Genomic DNA, 18964 nt, shown 5'->3' on the forward strand with positions numbered 1-18964 from the left:
ACCCTTGCCCGTGATGAACGAGGACGCCGACCGTTTCGTGCGCTCCGAGATCGCCGGCAGCGACTTCGACGAGGCCCTCTCGCTCCTGCAGGGCGAGTACAACGGCGGCGGATTCACCGCCGGGCGGACCGGCGAGGACTTCTCCTACCGCTACACCTCCGTCGGAGACGACGAGCTGACCCTCCGCGGCAACCTCTTCCGCGGCTCGATCCGCGGGACGATCCGCACCGAGGGCGAGTACATCGTCTCCTGGATCACCGCCGGCTCCGGAGCGCTGGACCTCACCGGCGACGCCGTGCGGCTGGACCACGGCCGACCGGCGATGTTCGTCGCCGGCCGACCGGCCGAGTTCGACTTCGCCGACCACCGGCAGAACCTGATGCACTTCGACGGCGAGTTCCTCGAGAGGGTCGCCGCCGAGCACGAGGGCTCCGCGGGACCGCTGCTCTTCGACACCCGATCGCACCCCACCGGCGAGGCCCTGCAGCGCTGGGCCGGCACCGTCGCGACCGTCGCCCGCGTGATCCAGGACCCGGACAGCCCCGCCCTCCTGCGCAGCGAGGCCAACCGCTCTGCCGCGATCGCCCTGCTCGACACCTTCCCCCACATCGGCCTCGCCGTGTCGACGCCGCTCGCGCTGCCCACGAGCGACCGGCTCCGCACGGCGATCGAGTACCTGCACGCCCACGCCCACCTCCCCGTGCGGATGGAGGACGTCGCCGCCGCCGCCGGCCTCAGCGTGCGGGTGCTCCAGAGCACGTTCCGTCGCGAGCTCGACGTCACTCCGCTCGACCACCTCCGCCGCATCCGCCTCGATCGCGTGCACACCGAGCTGCGCGCCGGCGAGGCCGGAACGGTCACCGTGGCCGAGGTGGCGCACCGGTGGGGCTTCGCGCACCTCGGACGCTTCTCGGCCTCGTACGAGCGGCGCTTCGGCGAGTACCCGAAGAGCACGCTCGGCTCCGACTGACCGCCGCGGAGCGATCCGCACTGCGAGGCTGGTCCTCCACTCGCCGGGCGGCGACCGAGCACGGTCGGGAGTCGGGGTGCCGTCATCCGCTCGTGCGGTCGCGGGCACCCCGACGGGCGCTCAGACCCGGGCGGTGCGCCGACGGGCGATCAGGAGTGCGCCGCCAGCGGCGAGCAGGACGCCGGCGCCGAGCAGCGGTGCGGAGGTGCCGGCTCCCGTCTCGGCGAGGCGCGCTCCGGTCGTGGCCGCGGTCGGGCGGGCCGACGGGGAAGCGGCCGCCGGCGCGGGCGGCACGGCGAAGTAGCCGGGGGCGCCGTCGACGAAGTGGACGTAGAAGGCGTGCTCGAGGTCGGCCTCGCCCTCGGCGCGGGCGATGTACTCGGCGAAGACGAAGTACGAGCCCGGGGACACGGCCAGCGGGATGTCGCCTCCGTCGGCGAACTCGGCGAGGTCGTACCAGCGCGAGGTCGGAGGCGTGTAGTCGCCGTCGGTGTCGAGGACCGCGGTCGCCACCACGCGGATCTCGCCCGAGACGACGCAGTCGCGGATCGTCAGGGGCTCGAGGTGCACGACGAGGCCGCCGGGCGCGACGGCGGTCGTCCCGACCGGCTCGGTGGTGGTGGCGCTGGGAACGCCTCCGAGGTCCTCGAAGCAGGTGTCGTCGACGGGCGCCGGGGCGGCGGTCGGAGTCGGCTCCGCCGGTGCGGTGGCGGGCGGCGTCGCGACGGGTGCGGCGGTGGGCGTCGGGGTCGCGGTCGCGGTTCCCGTCGGAGTCGGAGTCGCGATCGGCGTCGCAGACGATGTCGGTGCCGCCGTCGGGGTCGCAGTCGCAGTCGCAGTCGCAGTCGCAGTGGGCGCCGTGCTCGGGGTCGTCGAGGCGCTCGCCGACGGCGCGACGATCAGCACCCCTCCGAGAGCGAGGCTGGAGGCCGCCAGGACGGTGAGGAGGGAGCGCGCCGAGCGGGCGCGGGAAGAGGGAGCAGGCACGGTGGTGTCCTTCATCGAGAGGTGGGTCGTCGGTCGAGACGCACCATCGTTTCCCCCGGGCGTTCCTCTCGATTTCTAGCAGTCCGCCGACAGCGCCGACAGCGGGCCGGGACCGTGGAGCGTCTCCTTCTCATAACGGTCCGTCGCCGCGTCCGACCGGGCGTCCCCGCGGGGTCTCAGCGCGGCGCGGCGGAGGCGAGACGGGAGCGCAGCCGCAGGATCGCGTCGCGCAGCCGCGTCTTCACGGTGCCGAGCGGCAGCTCCAGGGCGCGGGCGATCTCGGAGTGGCTGCAGCCCTGGACGTAGGCGAGCACGAGCACCTCGCGCTGGACGCGGGGCAGCGCCCGGACCGCGGCGGCGACGGGCGCGAAGACGAACCGGACGTCCCCCTGCTCGGCGGTGGCGTCCCGCTCCGGCCGGTAGTCGAGAGTCGCGAAGGCGTGATCCCGCTCCCGCGACGACCGGGTGGCGCGCACGCGGTCGATCGCCCGGCGACGCGCCATCGTCGAGATCAGGCCCGCGCGGTCGGGATCGAGACGGCGGGCGTTCTGCCAGACCTCGAGGAACACCTCCTGCGCCACCTCCTCCGCCTGGGCGCGGTCGCGCAGAACGGAGTGCGTGATCCGGAGGACCTGCGCGGCGGTGAGAGCGTAGAACCGCTCGAACGCGGCGGTGTCGCCGTCGGCGATGCGAGGGATCAGGTCGCGGATCGCGGTGGCGTCAGTGACGCTCACCGCCGACCTCGTCGTCGATGGAGCACCCGCTCAGCATGTCAGGGCGCCTCGCTCGACGGCGCCGTTCCGGCCGTCGCGGACCGGTCAGATGTCACCCCCTTCCAGGGGGTGACACCACCGGCCGCGCGTGCGCGGATCGAACGCGCGGACCGCCGTGGTCCTCCCCTGACCGCTCCTTCTGGCATGGTGCGTCGTCCCCCTCGACGAGGACACTGGGTCGTCGCCCCTCGACCCGCGGATCGGACCGTCATGCTCACCGGACTCAGCGCCTTCCCTCTCACACCTCTCGAGGACGACGCGGTCGACGAGCGGGCGTTCGCCGCTCTCGTCGAGCGCCTGGTCCGAGCGGGGGTCGACTCGATCACCGCTCTGGGCTCGACCGGCTCCTACCTCTACCTCGACCGCGAGGAGCGCCGCCGCGTCGCCGCGTCCGCCGTCGCGCACGCCGGAGCGGTCCCCGTCGTGGTCGGGATCGGCGCGCTGCGGACATCGCAGGTGCTCGCCCTCGCCGAGGACGCGCAGAACGCGGGCGCGAGCGCGCTGCTGCTGGCTCCGGTCACCTACCAGCCGCTGACGGACGACGAGGTGTTCGGCCTGTTCGAGGACGTCGCCGGGCACGTCTCCGTCCCGCTGGTGGTCTACGACAACCCCCGCACGACGCACGTCACCTTCAGCGACGACCTCTACTCGGCCGTCGCTCGACTCCCTCACGTCGCCTCCCTGAAGATCCCCGGCGTCCCCGCGGGTCGTGAGGCCGCGGGTCGACGGGTGAGGACGATCCGCGAGCGCGTGGGCGCCGGGGTGACCCTCGGAGTGTCCGGCGATCCCTCCGCCGCTCTCGGGCTGAGCAGCGGCTGCGACGCCTGGTACTCGGTCCTCGGCGGAACACTCCCGTCGCCCGCGCTGACGATCACCCGCGCGGTGCAGGCGGGCGATGACGCTGCCGCGGCGGCGGAGTCGGAGCGGCTGCAGCCGTTGTGGGACCTGTTCGCGGAGCACGGCGGCAGCTACCGGGTCATCGCCGCGATCGCCGAGCACCTGGGACTCGTCGCGGTGGACAGCCTGCCTCGCCCGGTCCGCGGTCTCGACGCCACCGGCCGGGTGCGGGTCGCGGAGCTGGTGACGACGCTGGGACTCGACGGGCGGGGCGAGTGACGGCTGTCGTGCACCGGATCGGGCCGGTCCCGCCGCACCTGCCCGATCCCGGGAGGTGAGGGCCGGCCCGAGGGGACAGCAGAGGGGGTGCGCCTCGCGGCGCACCCCCTCCTCGGATCAGCTCAGTCGCGTCAGTTGGCGACGCGCAGCGTGATAGCGGCGCTCGTGGTGACGTTGCCGGCCCTGTCCTGCGCCTTCGCGGTCACGGAGTAGGAGCCGTTGGGGTACGCGGACGAGCTCGCCGAGAGCGTCCACGAGCCGTCGGCCTGCTTCACTCCGTTGCCGAGCTTCGTGCCGCTCGCGTAGAACGCGACGGCGGTCACTCCGACGTCGTCACTGGCTGCGGCGACGAGGCGGATCGTCCCGGTGACGGTCGTCCCCGAGGCGGGGGACGTGATCCGGACGGTCGGCTTCACCGTGTCCACCGGCGCGGTGGTCGCGGTCGCCGTGGGCCGCGGGGTCGCGGTCGCGGTGGCCGTGGGCTTCGGAGTCGCGGTCGGCGAGGGGGTCGCGGTCGCCGTCGGCTTCGGAGTCGCGGTCGGCGAGGGCGCGGGCACGGAGCCGACGGGGATGGTGCTGATCGCGTAGCCGAAGTACTTGCCGGCGGTGGGACGGGTCGGGTCGCCCTGGAAGGAGCGGCCGCGCTCGGTCGCGGCCTTCGCCTGCGCGATGACCTGGCTGCGGACCTGCGCGGGCGCCTTGCCGACGCAGGATCCTCCGGAGCTGAGGCAGTCGAGGACGACGCCGCTGACGGCCGCGGCCGACATGCTGGTGCCGGACTGGACGTAGGCGTAGCCGCCGCCGAGCTTGGTGGTGTACGGGCACATGCCGGGAGCCGCGATGGTGTGCGCCTGGTCGGCCGCCGTCGCGTAGTTGCTGTTGATGGCGACCGTGTCGTCCTTGGTGGTCACGTTCGCGCACGGCACGGCGGCCAGAGAGCCCGGCTTACCGTCGTAGTTCGCCATGTTCGTCGCGGTCAGGACCTCGTCGTAGGCCGCGGGGACAGCGCCGGCGAGGCTCTTCGGGGTCGACGCGTTGCCGGCCGAGCTCACGATCGTGACGCCCTTGCCGACGACCTCGCACACCATCTGGTGCATGACGTCGTTGTTCGTCCGCCCGCAGTTGTTGTCGTCGGCGCCGACGGCGGCCAGGGACATGTTGACGACCTTGATGTTGCGGGACGCGGCGTTCTTCGACACCCAGTCGAGCGCGCAGACGATGTTCTCGGCGGTGCCCTTGTTGTTCGCGTCGAGGACGCGGATCGAGTAGATCGGAGCGCCCGGGGCGACTCCCACGGTGCCGATCCCGTCGTCGTAGGCGGCCATGTAGCCGGAGACGGCCGTGCCGTGCCCGTTCGAGTCGGACGCGGTGCCCGACCCGAAGCAGTTGACCTGCTCCTTGAGGTTGTAGTCCGCGTTCGGGTTCACACCCGAGTCGATCACGGCCACGGCGGGTCCGGAGTAGTTCGTGACTCCGTCGCCGGCCCTGACCGGGGCCTTGTCCGCCTCGGCGGTCAGCACGTGCGAGGGCAGGGTCTGCGCCTGGCCCTCGACGAGGACGTCGGCCGGCGCGACGGCCACCACGCGGGGGTCGGCCTCGAGGAGCGCCTGCTGGCGGGCGGTGAGCGTCGCGGTGAAGCCGGCGGTGCCGCCCTCGTAGGTGACGAGGTCGCTGACACCGAGCGCGGCGACGACCTCCTGCGACACGGCACGCGAGTCGACGGTCACGAGGTAGCGGCCGGCGTCACCGGCCTGGGCGGGCGCGGCGCCGGCGAGAGCGAGCCCCGCACCGACGGCGAGAGCCGTGGTCAGGACGCCCAGGCGGCGGAGGAAGGCGCGCGCGGGCGGCGCGCTCGGGGACGAAGAAGACAAGGGTTCCATCGATTCTGTCGGCGCGACGGCCGACCGGTCGGTGCTGCGGCTCTGGCCCGCGCGCCGAAGGGCGTCGGCGTCGCGGGACGGGACTCGGTCAGGGTCGAGGAGCGACGGGACGACAGCGGCGAGGAGCACCGCTTCTGCACCGACCCCACGGCGCCGCCCTCGATCAGGACCGGGATGCTGACAATTTACCGAAGAAGGACGACTGCCGGATAGAGCAGTACTGTCCCCTCTAGCGCTGACACGCCGTGGGAGGTGCTCAGGCTGTCGGCGCGACCCCGCGCCCTCGAGGATCGGCGAGGCCCGGAGCAGCGCGCGGATCCGGGGCTCCACGTCACGACCGGCGCCCTCTTGCGGACATGTCTGCAAGAGGACACCTCGACGGCCTCCTCCCGGTGACGCACGGCCCTACCGTGAACCCGTGACCCGAGACTCCGACGACGCCCCCGCCCTCCCCCTCCGGGCCCTCGCGCCGCCTGGTCGCCCAGTCGTTCGGCTGGTCGGCACCCCTGATCGTCGCCGCCGTCAGCGCACCCGCCGCGCAGGCGAGCACACCGCCACCGACGGCGTTCGAGGGCCTGGTCGGGACGTGGAGCACGCCCGTCCTGGACGGGGGACTCGTCGAGACGGCGTTCACGGTCACGAACACGGCCACCGAGACGCTGGTCGTGAACGAGATGGTCTTCACCGCGTCCGAGCCCGACGCGGCCCGCCCGATCGTCGTCGGAGGGCCCCGCGACTTCCTCTGCTTCGTCGGCCCGTCGAGGGCGGCCGCGGGCGGGGACGGGCGCTACGAGCCCGGCCAGAGCCTCGTCTTCACCTGCGTGCTCGGCCGGAGGAACGCCGACCGGACCGAGGTGACGGTCGAGGCCTACGAGTCCGGCGTCCCCACTGCGTTCGCCGTTCTCGTCCTGCCGTCCGGGTTCTGACCCACCGTGTTCCGCAGCCTGCGCCGTCACCCCGGCGCGAGGCGCCGTCGGGCTCCCGATCATGCGGAGGAGGAACCCGCCCGACCTGGGGAGGAAGGGTGGTCCGCGACGCGATGCGCCCCTAGGTTGGGGGAACTCAGCTTCGCACCCCACCGAACTCCCCGGAGGAACGCCATGGCCACGACACACGCTCTGCGACGGACAGCGCTCGCGCTGGTCGCGGTCGCCTCCCTCGCCGTGGCGGGTGCCGCGCCGGCGTCCGCTCTCGACACCCGCCGCCTCCCCTCGCCCGAGCAGATCCGCGACTACCTCGGCGGCCCGGTCGTCGCGCCCGCGACCTCGGTCGGCTACGGCGGAGCGGTCTCGTCGGTCGATGCGCTCGCGAGCCGGGTCGGGCTCGAGGTGCTGAAGGCCGGCGGCAACGCCGCGGACGCCGCCGTCGCGACCGCCTCCGCTCTCGGCGTGACCGAGCCGTACAGTGCCGGCATCGGCGGCGGCGGGTACTTCGTCTACTTCGATGCGGCCACCGGCGCGGTGAGCACGATCGACGGTCGCGAGACCGCGCCGGCGGGCATCACTCCGGACGCCTTCCTCGACCCGGCGACGGGCGCCCCGTACCGCTTCTCCCCCGAGCTCGTCTCGTCGGGCGTCTCGGTCGGAGTCCCCGGCACGGTCGCCACCTGGGACACCGCGGTCGACCGCTTCGGCAGCCTGCCGCTCCCCGCCGTGCTGGCGCCGTCCATCGCGCTGGCCGCGAAGGGCTTCCCGGTCGACGAGACCTTCCGGAACCAGACGCTCGACAACCTCGAGCGGTTCCAGGAGTTCCCCGACACGGCCGAGCTGTTCCTCCCCGGCGGTGACGCTCCGCGCGTGGGCAGCACCTTCCGCAACCCGGATCTCGCCAAGACGCTGGCCGGGATCGCCCTGCGCGGTCCGAGCGCGTTCTACGAGGGTCCACTGGCCGCCGAGATCGCCGACACGGTGCAGAACCCCCGCGTCGCCGAGGGCTCCGCGCTCCCCGCTCCGGCCGGCTCGCTCACCGAGGCCGACCTCGCCGCCTACTCGGTGCTCGAGCAGGCACCCACCCGCGTCTCGTACCGCGGGCTCGACGTCTACGGCATGGCGCCGTCCTCCTCCGGAGGAATCGCCGTGGGCGAGGCGCTCAACATCCTCGAGAACCACGACCTGGGCGCCGAGGAGACGGGCAGCGCCCTGCACCTCTACCTCGAGGCGTCCGCCCGCGCCTTCGCCGACCGGGGCGCCTACGTCGGCGACCCGGCCTTCACCGATGTCCCGACCGGCACTCTGCTCAGCCAGGAGTTCGCCGACTCGCGCGACTGCACGATCGACCCGACGACGGCCTCGGTCCGCCCCGTCGCCCCCGGCGCTCTCGACGGGTCCGGATGCGCCACCGCCGCCGCAGTGCAGGAGAGCGACACCGAGAACATCTCGACCACGCACCTCTCCGTCGTCGACAAGTGGGGCAACGCCGCGTCCTACACGCTCACGATCGAGCAGACCGGCGGCTCGGGGATGACCGTCCCCGGACGCGGGTTCCTCCTCAACAACGAGCTCACCGACTTCTCCACTGTGTACGTCGCCACGGATCCGAACCGCATCGAGCCGGGCAAGCGCCCGCGGTCGTCGATGTCGCCGACGATCGTGCTCGACGACGGGAAGGTGAAGTTCGTCGTCGGCTCGCCCGGAGGATCGACGATCATCACCACGGTGCTCCAGACGCTGGTCAACCGCATCGACCTCGGCATGACGCTGCCGGAGGCGGTGGCCGCACCCCGCGCCTCCCAGCGCAACACCGCCTCGACCACGGCCGAGCCCGAGTTCATCGAGGCGTACGCCGACGACCTCGCCCCCTTCGGGCAGCAGCTGACACCCTCGGGCGACTCCTTCACCTCGGCCGCGCAGATCGGCGCGGTGGCCGCGATCGAGGTCGACCCGTCGGGTCTCATGACGGCAGCGGCCGAGCCCGTGCGGCGCGGCGGCGGCGTCGGCCTCGTCGTCGATCCGGCGGAGTGACCACGGGCCGTGCCCTCGCGCGGGGCGACCGCGGTGCCGCGAGACCGGCGCCGCGGAGCTCCTCGCGGACTCGCGCGAGGCGTCGACGGATCGCAGGAGCGGCCGCACTGCTGGCCGGTCTCGCCCTCGCGACGGCCGGCTGCACCGGAACGACCGCGGCCGCGTCCTGCGCGATGCCGGAGCTCGAGCTGCGGGAGTCGGCCCTGCACCCCGGCGGCATCGTCCGAGTGCACGCCGACTTCATCCACGAGACGTGCGAGGACACCGGAGGTACGAGCCGCGCCGCCTCGGACGTCGCGGTCACCCTCACCCCGTCGGCCATGGGCGACGAGATCGTGCTGGGCCGGCCGGCGCCCGAGGGCGAGCGCTCCACCGTCAGCGGCTCCTTCGACCTCCCCTCCGATCTGCCCCTCGGTGCGGCCGTGCTCGCGGTGCGCACCGGGAGCGGTGACCGGATCGACGCCGAGCTGCCGATCGAGATCACGGAGGCTCCGGCCAGCTGAGGAGCGCTCGGGATCCCCAGCGATCACGAGGGCCGACGGCGCTGCGAGGCAGGGGGCGGCGCGAGGCGTTCGGGGATGCCCGTCCCGCTCTTGCGCAGGCACTTGCATTTTGCAAGCATGACTCCCATGAGCCTCTTCCTCACCTGCCCGGTCGAGAGCGTCGAGCGCGCGACCGCCTTCTACACCGCCCTCGGCTGGACGTTGAACGCCGAGATGTCGGACCACAACGTGTCGTGCTTCTCGATCGCTCCGGAGCAGTACGTCATGCTCGGCAGCCGCGAGATGTATGCGGGCGTCGGCGGCACCGAGGACCTGATCGGCGGCCCCGGCACGCCCTCGAAGATCACGGTCTCGTTCGATCTGCCCAGCCGCGAGGCGGTGGACGAGCTCGTCGAGCGCGCCGCGGCCGCCGGTGGGCGGGTCGGCGACACCGACGACTACCCGTTCATGTACCAGCGCCAGTTCGACGACGTCGACGGCTACCACTACTCGCCGTTCTGGATGAAGCCGGACGTCGATCCGACCGCATGAGCGACCTCGCCGCGGCTCTCGAGGCCGTCGGCGCCCGATGGGCCCTGCTCATTGTGGAGCGGCTGCTCGACGGGCCCCAGCGCTACGGCGACCTGCAGCGCGACCTCGGCGTGCCGACGAACATCCTGGCGACGCGCCTCCGCGAGCTCGAGGCGGCCGGCGTGCTGACCCGCCTGCCCCTGCGGCACAACACCCGCGCCTACGCGCTGACCGACCGCGGGCTGGCGCTGCGCGAGGCGATCACCGCGCTCGAGAAGTGGGGCGCGGACGAGAACGGAGCCTCGACATGACCGCACTCCCCGCGATCGGAGCCCCCGCACTTCGAGCGCTCGCAGCCGTCGGCATCCGCACCCTCGAGGACCTCCGCGGACGGGATCTCGCTCCGCTGGCGGCGCTGCACGGAGTCGGACCGAAGGCGATGCGACTGCTCACCGAGGCGTGCCGGTCGTCGAGCGGGGACATCGTCCAGTCCTACTCCGCCCGCGCCGAGGAGTACGCCGCGCTCTTCGGCTCGATGTCCTCAGTGCACCCGTCGGACGAGCACCTCGTCTCGTCGTGGGCGCGGAGCGTGGAGGGACGCCTGCTCGACGCCGGATGCGGCCCCGGGCAGTGGACGGCCCACCTGGCCGAACGGGGCCTGGACGTCAGCGGTGTCGATCGCGTGCCGACCTTCATCGAGCTCGCTCGGCGGGCCCACCCGGAGGTGCCCTTCACCGTCGGCGACATCGACGCCCTGGAGGAGAGCGACGGCGCCCTGGGCGGGGTACTGGCCTGGTACTCGCTGATCCACCACCGCCCGAGCGCCCTCCCGCGCGCACTCGCCGAGTTCGCGCGCGTCCTCCCGGCCGGGCGGCACGCTCCTCGTGGGATTCTTCGCCGGTTCGGAGGTGGAGGCCTTCGACCACGCGATCACCACAGCGTACCGATGGCCGCCGGAGGCACTCGCGGACGAGCTCCGTGCTGTCGGCTTCGAGGTCCTCGAGACGCACACCCGCACAGCGGAGGCGCCTGGCCCCCGTCCCCACGGCGCGATCCTCGCGCGGCGGAGTGCCGACGGCTGACCGCAGGTCGCCACCGGAGTCCGGATCACCCCGCCTCGTCACAGCGGCCTCGCCTCGCCGAGGCGGCCACCTCTCGCGGCGCCCCGACACGTTCGAGTGCTCAGAAGTCATCGCCCTCGAGCGCGAGACTCCAGAAGTCGTCGTACTCGAGCTCGAGTACGACAACTCTTGGAGGGTCGCCGGGCGAGCGCGCGCCGACCGCTCAGCCCTCGGCGCGGCGCAGGATCAGGTTCGTCATCACCTGGCTCATCACCGCGACGCGATCCTGGTTCAGCAGCTCGATCCGGGTGCGGACCACACCGCGATCGGGCCGGGAGGCGGAGCGACGCGCCTCGAGGACCGTGAAGCGGGCGCGCAGGACGTCGTCGGGCCGGACCGGCGCCGACCAGCGGAGCTCGTCGACGCCGGGCGAGGGCGATGCTGGTCGCCTGGTTGAGGTAGGACTCGACCAGCATCCGCATCATCATCGCCGTCGTGTGCCAGCCGCTGGCCGCGAGCCCGCCGAGCGGTGTGCTCCGGGCGAGCTCCGGATCGACGTGCATGTCGTGGGGATCGAAGCGGCGGCCGAAGTCGATGATCTCGGCGTTCGTGACCCGGTACGAGCCGTGCTCGAGGACCAGGCCCGGCACGTAGTCGTCGAGGGAGCGCTCGGCGAGCGGTCGCGCGAAGGGCGACGCGTCCTCGGGAGTCGCGGCATCCGGTTCGTAGGGCACGCCCCCACCCTAGGCGCGGGGCGCCGCTCCAGCCTCCCGGGCGCCGGCGTCGAAGCGCTCCCGCGCGCTCTCGATCCGAGGCAGAGTGGCCAGCACCCACGAGCCGACCGCCCGGATCGGCTCGGCCATCTCGCGCCCCAGATCGGTGAGCACGCGGCTGCTGCCGACGCTGCTGCGCGTCACCCCGAAGCTCCTCGGCGACAGGGTGTCGGCGCTGTGAGCGGAGCGGTACGGCACCGACGAGGATGTGACGCATGAGCTTCCCCGCCGAACCCGTCCTCGAGCACCTCCCGCCCGCCCCCGGAGCACCCGGGCCCCGGCGCTGATCATGGGGCTCTTCTCGCGGCGGCGCCCCGTCGGCGGTGCTCAGGAGGCGGTCGCCGTCATCGCCGACCCCGTCACGGGGCGGGCCCGCGTCGGCGCCGACGCCGTGCCGGTGTATCCGCTCGTGCTGGACGATCGCGCCCGCGACGTGCTGCTCTCCCGGTTCGCGGCGACCGCGGAGCCCGTGCTCGGCACCCACGCCTCCGGCCTCACCGTGGCCTACGTCCTCGAGCGCGACGCGGCGTGGGAGTACGTGACGGCGGCGAGCGCCGCCCGGCTCGGACTCGACGGCTCCGCGCTCGCTGCGGAGTCGCTCGCCTGGCTGGGCCGCGTGGATGCCGTCGTCAGCGGAGGCGACGGTCGGTTCCTCCTCGAGGCGCCGCCCGGTCGCGAGGACCTCGCGGCGTCGCAGATCCTGCGCGCGGACGTGCTGCACGACCTGTTCGACGAGTTCGTGGCGGGCGACCCGGTGGTCGCGATCGGCCACCGCGCAGCGATGCACCTCTGCGGCAGCGACGACCTCGACGCGGTGGAGGGCCTGCGGGCGCTCGCCCGGGGCCTGTACGAGTCCGGCGACGCCGCGCCGGTGAGCACCGAGGTCTACCGGCTCGGAGCGGGCGGGTCGGCCGTCCCCTGGTGAGCGGGCCGCGACCGAGCCGGCTCTCGGATCGGCCTCCGCACCACCTGTCACAGGAGCGCCGCCGCCTGCAGTGACGGTGCCCAGCACACGGCACCGCCCCCGGCCCTCCGCGCGAGCGGGGAACGGGGGCGATGCCGTGCCTGCGGAAGGCGAGTCACCGGATCACGGCTTGCCGGGCACCTTCCTCGTGACGATCACGTCGAACGTGCTGGTCCGGGTGTTGCCGGCCGCGTCCTTCGCCGTGCACGTCACGGTCGTGGTGCCGATCGAGAAGCGGCTGCCGCTCGGCGGGGTGCAGATCAGGCGGACCGCTCCGTCGCGCGTGTCGATCGCCGACGGCAGCGTGTACGAGACCTTCGCCCCCGACGCTCCGTTCGAGACCGCGCGCACGTCGGACGTGTCGGCGATGCGGGGGGCGAGCACGTCCGCCGGGCGGGCGGGCAGCTTCGACGGATCCACGATGCCCCAGTAGGCCGGAGTGACCTGGAGGTCGTCGTCGAACGGGAGCGGCTGCTCCCACGGGCGCGCCATCGGCCATGTCCGGAGCCAGCTGCGGGCGTTGCTGATGCCCCAGAAGGTCACCGACTCGATCGACGAGTCGTGCTCGCGCAGCATCGCGAACAGGTCGCGGTAGTAGTAGCCCACCTCGGCCGCCGCGTCCTCGTCGTCCTCGAACGCCGGGCTGTACGGGTCCACCGGGGCGCCGCTGACGTCCGCACCCTGGTTCTCGGTCGACGCGTTCACGTCGAGCTCGGTGATCGCCTGGAGCAGCGTGGGATCGAGCTCCTCGACCGCCTCGATCGAGTCCTCGAGCCACTGCACCGGCCGGGCGACGTCGACGTGGGCCTGGTGGCCCACTCCGTCGATCGGCACACCGCGGGCCTGCAGGGCCGCGATGAGCTCCACGTAGTCCGCCCGCTTCTCGGGCATCTCGGTGTTGTAGTCGTTGATGAACAGCTCGGCGTCCGGGAAGTACTGGTCGGCGAGACGGAACGCCTCGTCGACGAAGCCCTCGCCCAGCACCTGGAACCAGCGGCTGTCCCGCATGTCGTGCGGATTCGCGGTGTCGCCGTCCGCGATGACCTCGTTCACGACGTCCCAGGCCCAGACCGGGCTGTCGCCGTCGGGGTAGCGCGCGTCGAGGTGCGCGGCGATCCCGGCGATGTGCGCCCGCATCCGGGACTTCAGCAGCGCCTGGTCGGCGGGGCTGCTCGTCAGCGGTCGCGTGCCGTCGAGGAAGAACCACGCCGGGGTCTGCGAGTGCCAGGCCAGCACGTGCCCGTAGACGTCGATGCCCTCGGCGTCGGCGAAGTCGAGCAGCTGGTCGAGCTGCGTGAAGGTGAACTGCCCCTCCACGGGCTGCACGCTCTCGGGCTTGCCCGCGTTCTCGGGCGTGAAGGCGTTGTAGTGCTTGCGGAGGAGGTCCGCGGCGGTGCCGACCGTCTCGCGGGCGTCGATGGCGACCCCCACGTGCTCGATCCCGGCGGCGCCCAGCACGTCCTTCAGCGCGGGGACATCGCTCTGGATCGGCGTCTCGACGATCGGCTCGAGGACGAAGTCGTCGAGCAGGAAGTCGACGCCCACGGGGCCCTCGACGTAGATCTGCACCCGGTCGGCCGCGGCCGCGAGGGTGTAGGTGCCGCTCATCCGGACCCAGCCGTCGGCCGTGACCTGCGCGCCGGCTCCGGCGACGCCCTCGTAGGCGCTGCCGCCGCCGTTGTCGCGCTGCACCGAGATCTTCAGCCCCGCGGGCGACTGCCCGGGAGCGAGCTTCGCCCAGACGGACACTCCGACCGCGGTGCCGACGGGCATGCCGGCGGTGGCGTCGATCGTCGCGCCGTGCCACGGCTGCGTGCGGTTCGTGACCAGGAGGGATCCCGATCCGGAGTGCGCGTCGGCGCTCGTCGCGACCTGCACGCCGTCGCCGCGGGCCGCCCAGCCGTCGAGGCCGTCCTCGAAGTCGGAGGAGAGGCCCGGCTGCACCGCCGCCGCGGGGCCGCCCTGGGGCAGCACGAACTCCCAGCCCTCGGCCTGCTTCTCGGTGACGACGGTCGTGACCGCCTTCACCGTGCCACTGCGATCGCCTCCGCCGTCGTGGGCGAGGACGATCGCGCCGGGCGTGAAGGCGGCGCGGAGGTTCGCCGTCAGGGTCGCCTCGCTGAGGTCGTTGCCGTCCCAGTCCGAGATGGTCGAGCCCAGGCCCAGCGGCTGCATCCCCAGCGCCGCGGCCACGGCGCCGGTCGCGCCCCAGCTGCCGTTGGGGGCACGGAAGTACGGCACCGCGAGCGACGGGTCGCCGACGGCCTCGCGGATGATGCGGAGGTTGGCCTTCAGGTCGGTCTCGACCTGCGCCTGGGTCCACGAGCCCATGTCGGCGTAGGAGGTGCCGTGGTTGCAGAGGGTGTGACCCTCGGCGACGATGCGCCGGAGCAGTTCCGCTCCGCCCGCCTGCTGCACGTTCTGGCCGATCACGCAGAACGTGGCGCGGATGCCGCGGGCCTTCAGCAGATCGAGGATCGCCGTGGTCTCGCCCGGGTTGGGCCCGTCGTCGAAGGTGAGCGCGACCCGGTTCCCGGTGCCGCGCGCGGCGGTCACCGGTGTCGTCGTCGCTCCGACCGCTCCTCCGGACACGAAGGAGGCGTCGGGAGTCGGCTGCCAGGTGACGGGCGCGGGAGCCGCGGTGCCGGTGATCACGATGTCGTCCAGGAGGTAGTCGTACGGCCCGGCGAGCGCGCTCGTGCCGATGTAGGCGCGGAGGGTCGCGGGGTCGGCGCCGGCGGGAGCGGCGAAGGTGCCGCTCACCGTGGTCCACGCGTCGGAGGTCACGGTCGTGTTCCCCACCCAGGAGTAGCTCGGCTCGACGACGAAGCGGGCCGAGGCCGTCGTGCCGGCCGGGCCGGCGAGGCGCACCTGCGCCGACATCGTGTAGGAGCCGCCCGGCTGGAGCAGGTTCGCCGGAGTCTTGACCCCGTCGTAGTCGTTGGCGCGGCCCTGCACGAGCAACGCCTTGTCGCCGCCCTCGGGGATCACCGAGAGCGTCGGGCCGCCGTTCTGCACCAGCGGATCCCACGCGCCGTCCTCGAAGTCCTCCTGAAGAAGGACGGTCGGCTCGAGCTCCGCGGCCTGGGCCGAGGGCAGCACCAGCGCGCCCGCGAGGAGGCCGAAGGCGGTGGCTCCGGCGAGCAGGCCGCGCCGGTGGCGGAGGGAGGGAGCGGCGGTCAGCCGGCAGGGGGCGGCAGTGACCGGAGCGTCCCGGTCGTCGTCCCGGATGGGATCGTTCTTCATCGAACAGCACCTCTCGAAAGTTTCGACCTCAGTGTCGAAATCTGTTGGTGTGCTGACGGTAACCGGACCCCGCAAAGGGGGTCAATTGTTTTCGAAACACTTTGTTGGCATGTGCAACGAATGTGTCGACAGCGAGCCGACACGCACGGCCGGGAGTGGCCGGTCTCAGACCCGGGCGGTCGAGCCCCGGACGACGAGCGTCGTCGCGAGATCCATCCGGAGCTGCGTCGATCCGCCGTCCCGGAGCCGGAGGACGAGGCGGGTCGCCTCCTCCCCCATCAGCCGGAGAGGCTGGTGCACCGTCGTGAGCGGCGGCGAGGTCCACTCCGCGATCGGCAGATCGTCGTAGCCGACGAGGGAGACGTCCTCCGGCACGCGCAGACCGAGCATCCGCGCGGCCTCGAGAACACCGAGAGCCTGCAGGTCCGACCCGGCGAAGAGCGCCGTGGGAGGCGACGCCGACGACAGCAGCTCCAGGGCGTGATCCCGGCCGCCGGGCACGTGGAAGTCGCCGAACCGGATGAGCGCCTCGTCCACCGGCACTCCCGCCGAGGCCATCGCGGACCGGAATCCGTCGAGCCGCGCGCGGGAGCACATCATGTCCGCCGGGCCGGTGACGACTCCGATCCGCACGTGCCCCTGCTCGAGGAGGTGCCGCGTGGCGAGCACGCCGCCCATCCAGTTCGCCGACCCGACCGACGGCACGTCGGGAGCGGGATCTCCGGAGGGGTCGATGATCGCGAAGGGGATGCCGGCGGAACGCAGCCGGCGCTTGTGCTCCTCGGCGAGGCCGGACAGCACCAGCACCACGCCCGCAGGGCGCCGACCGAGGACCCCGGTCACCCACTCGGGCCCGGGCGAGCGGTGGTCTCCACTCAGCGTGAGGACGACGCTCATGCCGCTCTCGCGGGCGACGGACTCGACGCCCTGGATGATCTGCGTCGACCAGGCGCTCTCGATCTCGTGGAAGACGAGCTCGAGATAGGTCGAGGTCGAGCGCTCCCCGCGGCGCCGGTAGCTGTGCGCGTCGAGGAGGGCCTCGACCCTGCTGCGCGTCGCCGGCGCGACGTCGGAGCGGCCGTTGAGGACCTTGGAGACCGTCGAGAGCGACACCCCCGCCTCCTCGGCCACGCGGGCGAGCCGGGCGCGCGCGGGGACGACGGGCACTTCCTCCACCGCGCACCTCGCACTCGTCCGGGACCGCCGGTCCGGGACCGGCCGTCGCCCGGCGGCCCCCGGCGGATCGGCGCCTCGCCCCCGATCCTACGGACCGACGCGGACGGCCTCCGTGCTTGACCCTGAGAAAGCTTTTCAGTAAAGTAACTCAGACATCAAGATATATGTGCGGCGGAGTCACGACCCGCCCCGCGCGACCGCCCGCCGGCCGCTCCCCCACTTCTGAGCCCCCCACTCGGCCCCCTTTCCCCGCCCTCGTCGACCCCTCCGGGTCGCCCGGAGGCCTGCACGTGCCCGCGCATGGATCACTCGTGCGACCGGCCGACACGTCGATGCCACTGGAGCAGATCACCCCATGACCACGATCACCCCCGCGAGACCCGACGCCGAGAACCCCGCGAGACCGGGATCCGCGACTCCCGCGACACCCGGATCCGAGAACCCTGCCCGATCCGACGCCGAGAACCCCGCCCGGATCGAGGCCACCCTCGCCACCCTCGGGTGCCCCGTCTTCGGATTCGCGCCTCAGACGCACCTGGCCGAGCTGACCGCCACCACCATGACCGCCGGCGCCCGGGTCGTCGGCGCCTCGCTGTCGTACTCGTACTTCCGGCATCCGCTGAACCGGAACCACCCGAGCAACTTCGTCCCACTGACGCCCGAGCAGACCCGCGCGATCGAGCGGGCGGAGTCCTCGACCCTCCCGCGCTGGATGATCGAGCAGGTCGTCCGCATCCGCTATCCCACTCTCTGGGACGCCGTCCGCACCGCGAAGGTCGGACCGGCCGATGCGAAGAACTCCCTCGAGCTCCGGCTCGCCGCCCACGCCAACGACGTCCTCCGCGCTCAGGACCCGCACCACGTGCCCGTGCGGGTACCCACAGCCACCACGACCGGCCGCCTCTCGCGCGGCGATCTGCTCGAGAGCACCTGCGTGATCGTCGACCGCGAGCCCCACCGCGCCCGGCTCCTCCAGGCCGGACCGCACCTCGTGGCGATCGGAGCGCGGATCGACGGCCGCTACCTCACCGTCGTCTACGACCGCCGGACGGCCCCGGCGCTGCGGGTGGAGTTCACCGTGCACCATCCCGGGAGCTGAGGCGTCCCTCCACCGCGCCGGTCGTCGCGGTGCGCTGCTCCGTCGGCTCTCGGCGGAGGAGCACGGTTGCCCTCCCGGCCGGCGCGTGCCTTACTTCCCTCATGACTCCAGGACTCCCCTCATGACCCGGGGGACGGCGATGCTCGGCGCCGCGTGCGTCCTGGTCGGCGCCGTGACCGGGTGCTCGGCGGCGGGGTCGACCGAGTCCGGAGCCGGCCGGACCGCGGCGACGGTCGAGTACGAATGCGTCTTCCAGTCCGAGATCGGCGAGATCGAGCTGGGCGGCGTGCTCTCGGTGCATCGCGGACCGGACGGGCCGTGCGACGGACTCGAGACGGGCACGACGCAGCGGTTCGAGCTCCGCTCCATCGTGGAGGCGGACCCGGTGCGGGCGAGCGTCGACGTCGACGTCGCGAGCGACGGATCCCTGGCCTTCGACGTGCAGGTCCCGGAGGAGCTCCGGCTCGGCCGGGCCCTCCTGCAGGCCGTCTCCCTCGAGCGGGAGTGCCGGGATCCGGCCGTGCTGGACTGCCCGGCGCCGACGGTCCGCTTCGTCGTCACGGACTCCTCCGTGCAGGATCTGCGGCTCGCCTCCGCCCCCTCCCTGACATCACCCGGACCCGTGGGGGCGACGGACAGCAGCCGGGCCTCCTACCGTCCCGGTCCGCTCCCCGACCAGATCACGGTCGTCCTCCCCGGACCCACCTGCGAGACGGTGCCCGCGTCCTTCGTGACCGACGCTCCGGCGGACAGCCTCGAGATGGTGAGCGCGATCCGAGGAGACGCCTGCAACGAGAGCCTGAACTGGTGGATGAGCGTCGTCGACGTGCCGGACGGCTACGCCGACTACGACTCGGTGAAGGTCGACAACGTCCCGGCCGTGCTCCTGCCTGCGCCGTGAAGCACGTCTCTCCACGGCACGGGCGGGAGTCAGGGGCCGACGACG

At 72.9% G+C, this 18964-nt stretch carries 16 protein-coding genes and 2 pseudogenes; 11 read left to right on the forward strand and 7 right to left on the reverse strand.

The features are described 5' to 3' along the window. Positions 1–13: 13 nt before the first annotated feature. Positions 14–970 carry a helix-turn-helix transcriptional regulator gene (locus AC0CID_RS08550; protein ID WP_465226465.1) on the forward strand — a complete coding sequence of 319 codons (957 nt, stop codon included), beginning with the start codon at positions 14–16 and terminating at the stop codon, positions 968–970. Between the two features lie 120 nt (positions 971–1090). Here the strand turns inward: AC0CID_RS08550 and AC0CID_RS08555 are convergent, their stop codons facing one another. Continuing rightward, positions 1091–1972 carry an LPXTG cell wall anchor domain-containing protein gene (locus AC0CID_RS08555; protein ID WP_465226466.1) on the reverse strand — a complete coding sequence of 294 codons (882 nt, stop codon included), beginning with the start codon at positions 1970–1972 and terminating at the stop codon, positions 1091–1093. Between the two features lie 161 nt (positions 1973–2133). Further along, a complete protein-coding gene (locus AC0CID_RS08560) occupies positions 2134–2691 on the reverse strand; it encodes a sigma-70 family RNA polymerase sigma factor (protein WP_465226467.1) in 558 nt (185 codons plus the stop codon). Positions 2692–2940: 249 nt separating this feature from the next. Here AC0CID_RS08560 and AC0CID_RS08565 point away from each other — a divergent pair, with 249 nt between their 5' ends. Beyond that, entirely contained in the window at positions 2941–3846 is a 906-nt protein-coding gene (locus AC0CID_RS08565) for a dihydrodipicolinate synthase family protein (protein WP_465226468.1), read from the forward strand. Between the two features lie 131 nt (positions 3847–3977). Here AC0CID_RS08565 and AC0CID_RS08570 read toward each other — a convergent pair whose 3' ends face one another. After that, positions 3978–5717: a S8 family serine peptidase gene (locus AC0CID_RS08570; RefSeq protein WP_465226469.1), complete on the reverse strand. Its 1740-nt coding sequence runs from the start codon at positions 5715–5717 to the stop codon at positions 3978–3980. 674 nt (positions 5718–6391) lie between these two features. Between AC0CID_RS08570 and AC0CID_RS08575 the strand changes: the two genes are divergently transcribed. The 6 genes and pseudogenes from AC0CID_RS08575 to AC0CID_RS08600 form a co-directional block, all read left to right on the forward strand. Continuing rightward, entirely contained in the window at positions 6392–6652 is a 261-nt protein-coding gene (locus tag AC0CID_RS08575) for a hypothetical protein (RefSeq protein ID WP_465226470.1), read from the forward strand. A 174-nt stretch (positions 6653–6826) separates the two neighbouring features. Continuing rightward, the gene (gene ggt, locus AC0CID_RS08580) at positions 6827–8686 is read left to right on the forward strand and encodes a gamma-glutamyltransferase (protein WP_465226471.1); all 1860 of its coding nucleotides are present in this window, start codon (positions 6827–6829) and stop codon (positions 8684–8686) included. After that, positions 8683–9189 (forward strand): hypothetical protein, encoded by a 507-nt coding sequence (locus tag AC0CID_RS08585; RefSeq protein ID WP_465226472.1) that lies wholly within the window; start codon positions 8683–8685, stop codon positions 9187–9189. The genes ggt and AC0CID_RS08585 overlap by 4 nt, the downstream gene beginning before the upstream one ends. Positions 9190–9315: 126 nt before the next feature. Then, positions 9316–9720 carry a VOC family protein gene (locus AC0CID_RS08590; protein ID WP_465228070.1) on the forward strand — a complete coding sequence of 135 codons (405 nt, stop codon included), beginning with the start codon at positions 9316–9318 and terminating at the stop codon, positions 9718–9720. Then, entirely contained in the window at positions 9717–10010 is a 294-nt protein-coding gene (locus tag AC0CID_RS08595; protein WP_207406127.1) for a winged helix-turn-helix transcriptional regulator, read from the forward strand. Before AC0CID_RS08590 ends, AC0CID_RS08595 begins: the two co-directional genes overlap by 4 nt. A 224-nt stretch (positions 10011–10234) precedes the next feature. Then, positions 10235–10510: pseudogene (locus tag AC0CID_RS08600) on the forward strand (class I SAM-dependent methyltransferase); the annotation flags it as partial. 711 nt (positions 10511–11221) lie between these two features. Here AC0CID_RS08600 and AC0CID_RS08605 read toward each other — a convergent pair. Both AC0CID_RS08605 and AC0CID_RS08610 read right to left on the reverse strand, forming a co-directional pair. Then, positions 11222–11494: pseudogene (locus tag AC0CID_RS08605) on the reverse strand (MaoC/PaaZ C-terminal domain-containing protein); the annotation flags it as partial. A 9-nt stretch (positions 11495–11503) separates the two neighbouring features. Continuing rightward, the gene (locus AC0CID_RS08610) at positions 11504–11677 is read right to left on the reverse strand and encodes a hypothetical protein (protein ID WP_465226473.1); all 174 of its coding nucleotides are present in this window, start codon (positions 11675–11677) and stop codon (positions 11504–11506) included. A gap of 145 nt (positions 11678–11822) precedes the next feature. On the opposite strand from AC0CID_RS08610, the gene AC0CID_RS08615 reads away from it, so the two are divergent. Then, positions 11823–12458 (forward strand): DUF1444 domain-containing protein, encoded by a 636-nt coding sequence (locus AC0CID_RS08615; RefSeq protein ID WP_465226474.1) that lies wholly within the window; start codon positions 11823–11825, stop codon positions 12456–12458. A gap of 162 nt (positions 12459–12620) precedes the next feature. Here the strand turns inward: AC0CID_RS08615 and AC0CID_RS08620 are convergent, their stop codons facing one another. Both AC0CID_RS08620 and AC0CID_RS08625 read right to left on the reverse strand, forming a co-directional pair. Continuing rightward, entirely contained in the window at positions 12621–15743 is a 3123-nt protein-coding gene (locus tag AC0CID_RS08620) for an endo-1,4-beta-xylanase (RefSeq protein ID WP_465226475.1), read from the reverse strand. A 165-nt stretch (positions 15744–15908) separates the two neighbouring features. After that, positions 15909–16910, reverse strand: coding sequence for a LacI family DNA-binding transcriptional regulator (locus tag AC0CID_RS08625; RefSeq protein WP_465226476.1), 1002 nt, complete (start codon positions 16908–16910; stop codon positions 15909–15911). 364 nt (positions 16911–17274) lie between these two features. On the opposite strand from AC0CID_RS08625, the gene AC0CID_RS08630 reads away from it, so the two are divergent. Next, positions 17275–18018, forward strand: coding sequence for a hypothetical protein (locus tag AC0CID_RS08630; RefSeq protein ID WP_465226477.1), 744 nt, complete (start codon positions 17275–17277; stop codon positions 18016–18018). 121 nt (positions 18019–18139) lie between these two features. Continuing rightward, entirely contained in the window at positions 18140–18919 is a 780-nt protein-coding gene (locus AC0CID_RS08635) for a hypothetical protein (protein WP_465226478.1), read from the forward strand. The last annotated feature ends 45 nt before the right edge of the window (positions 18920–18964 follow it).

Source organism: Rathayibacter sp. AC451 (genome assembly GCF_979253095.1).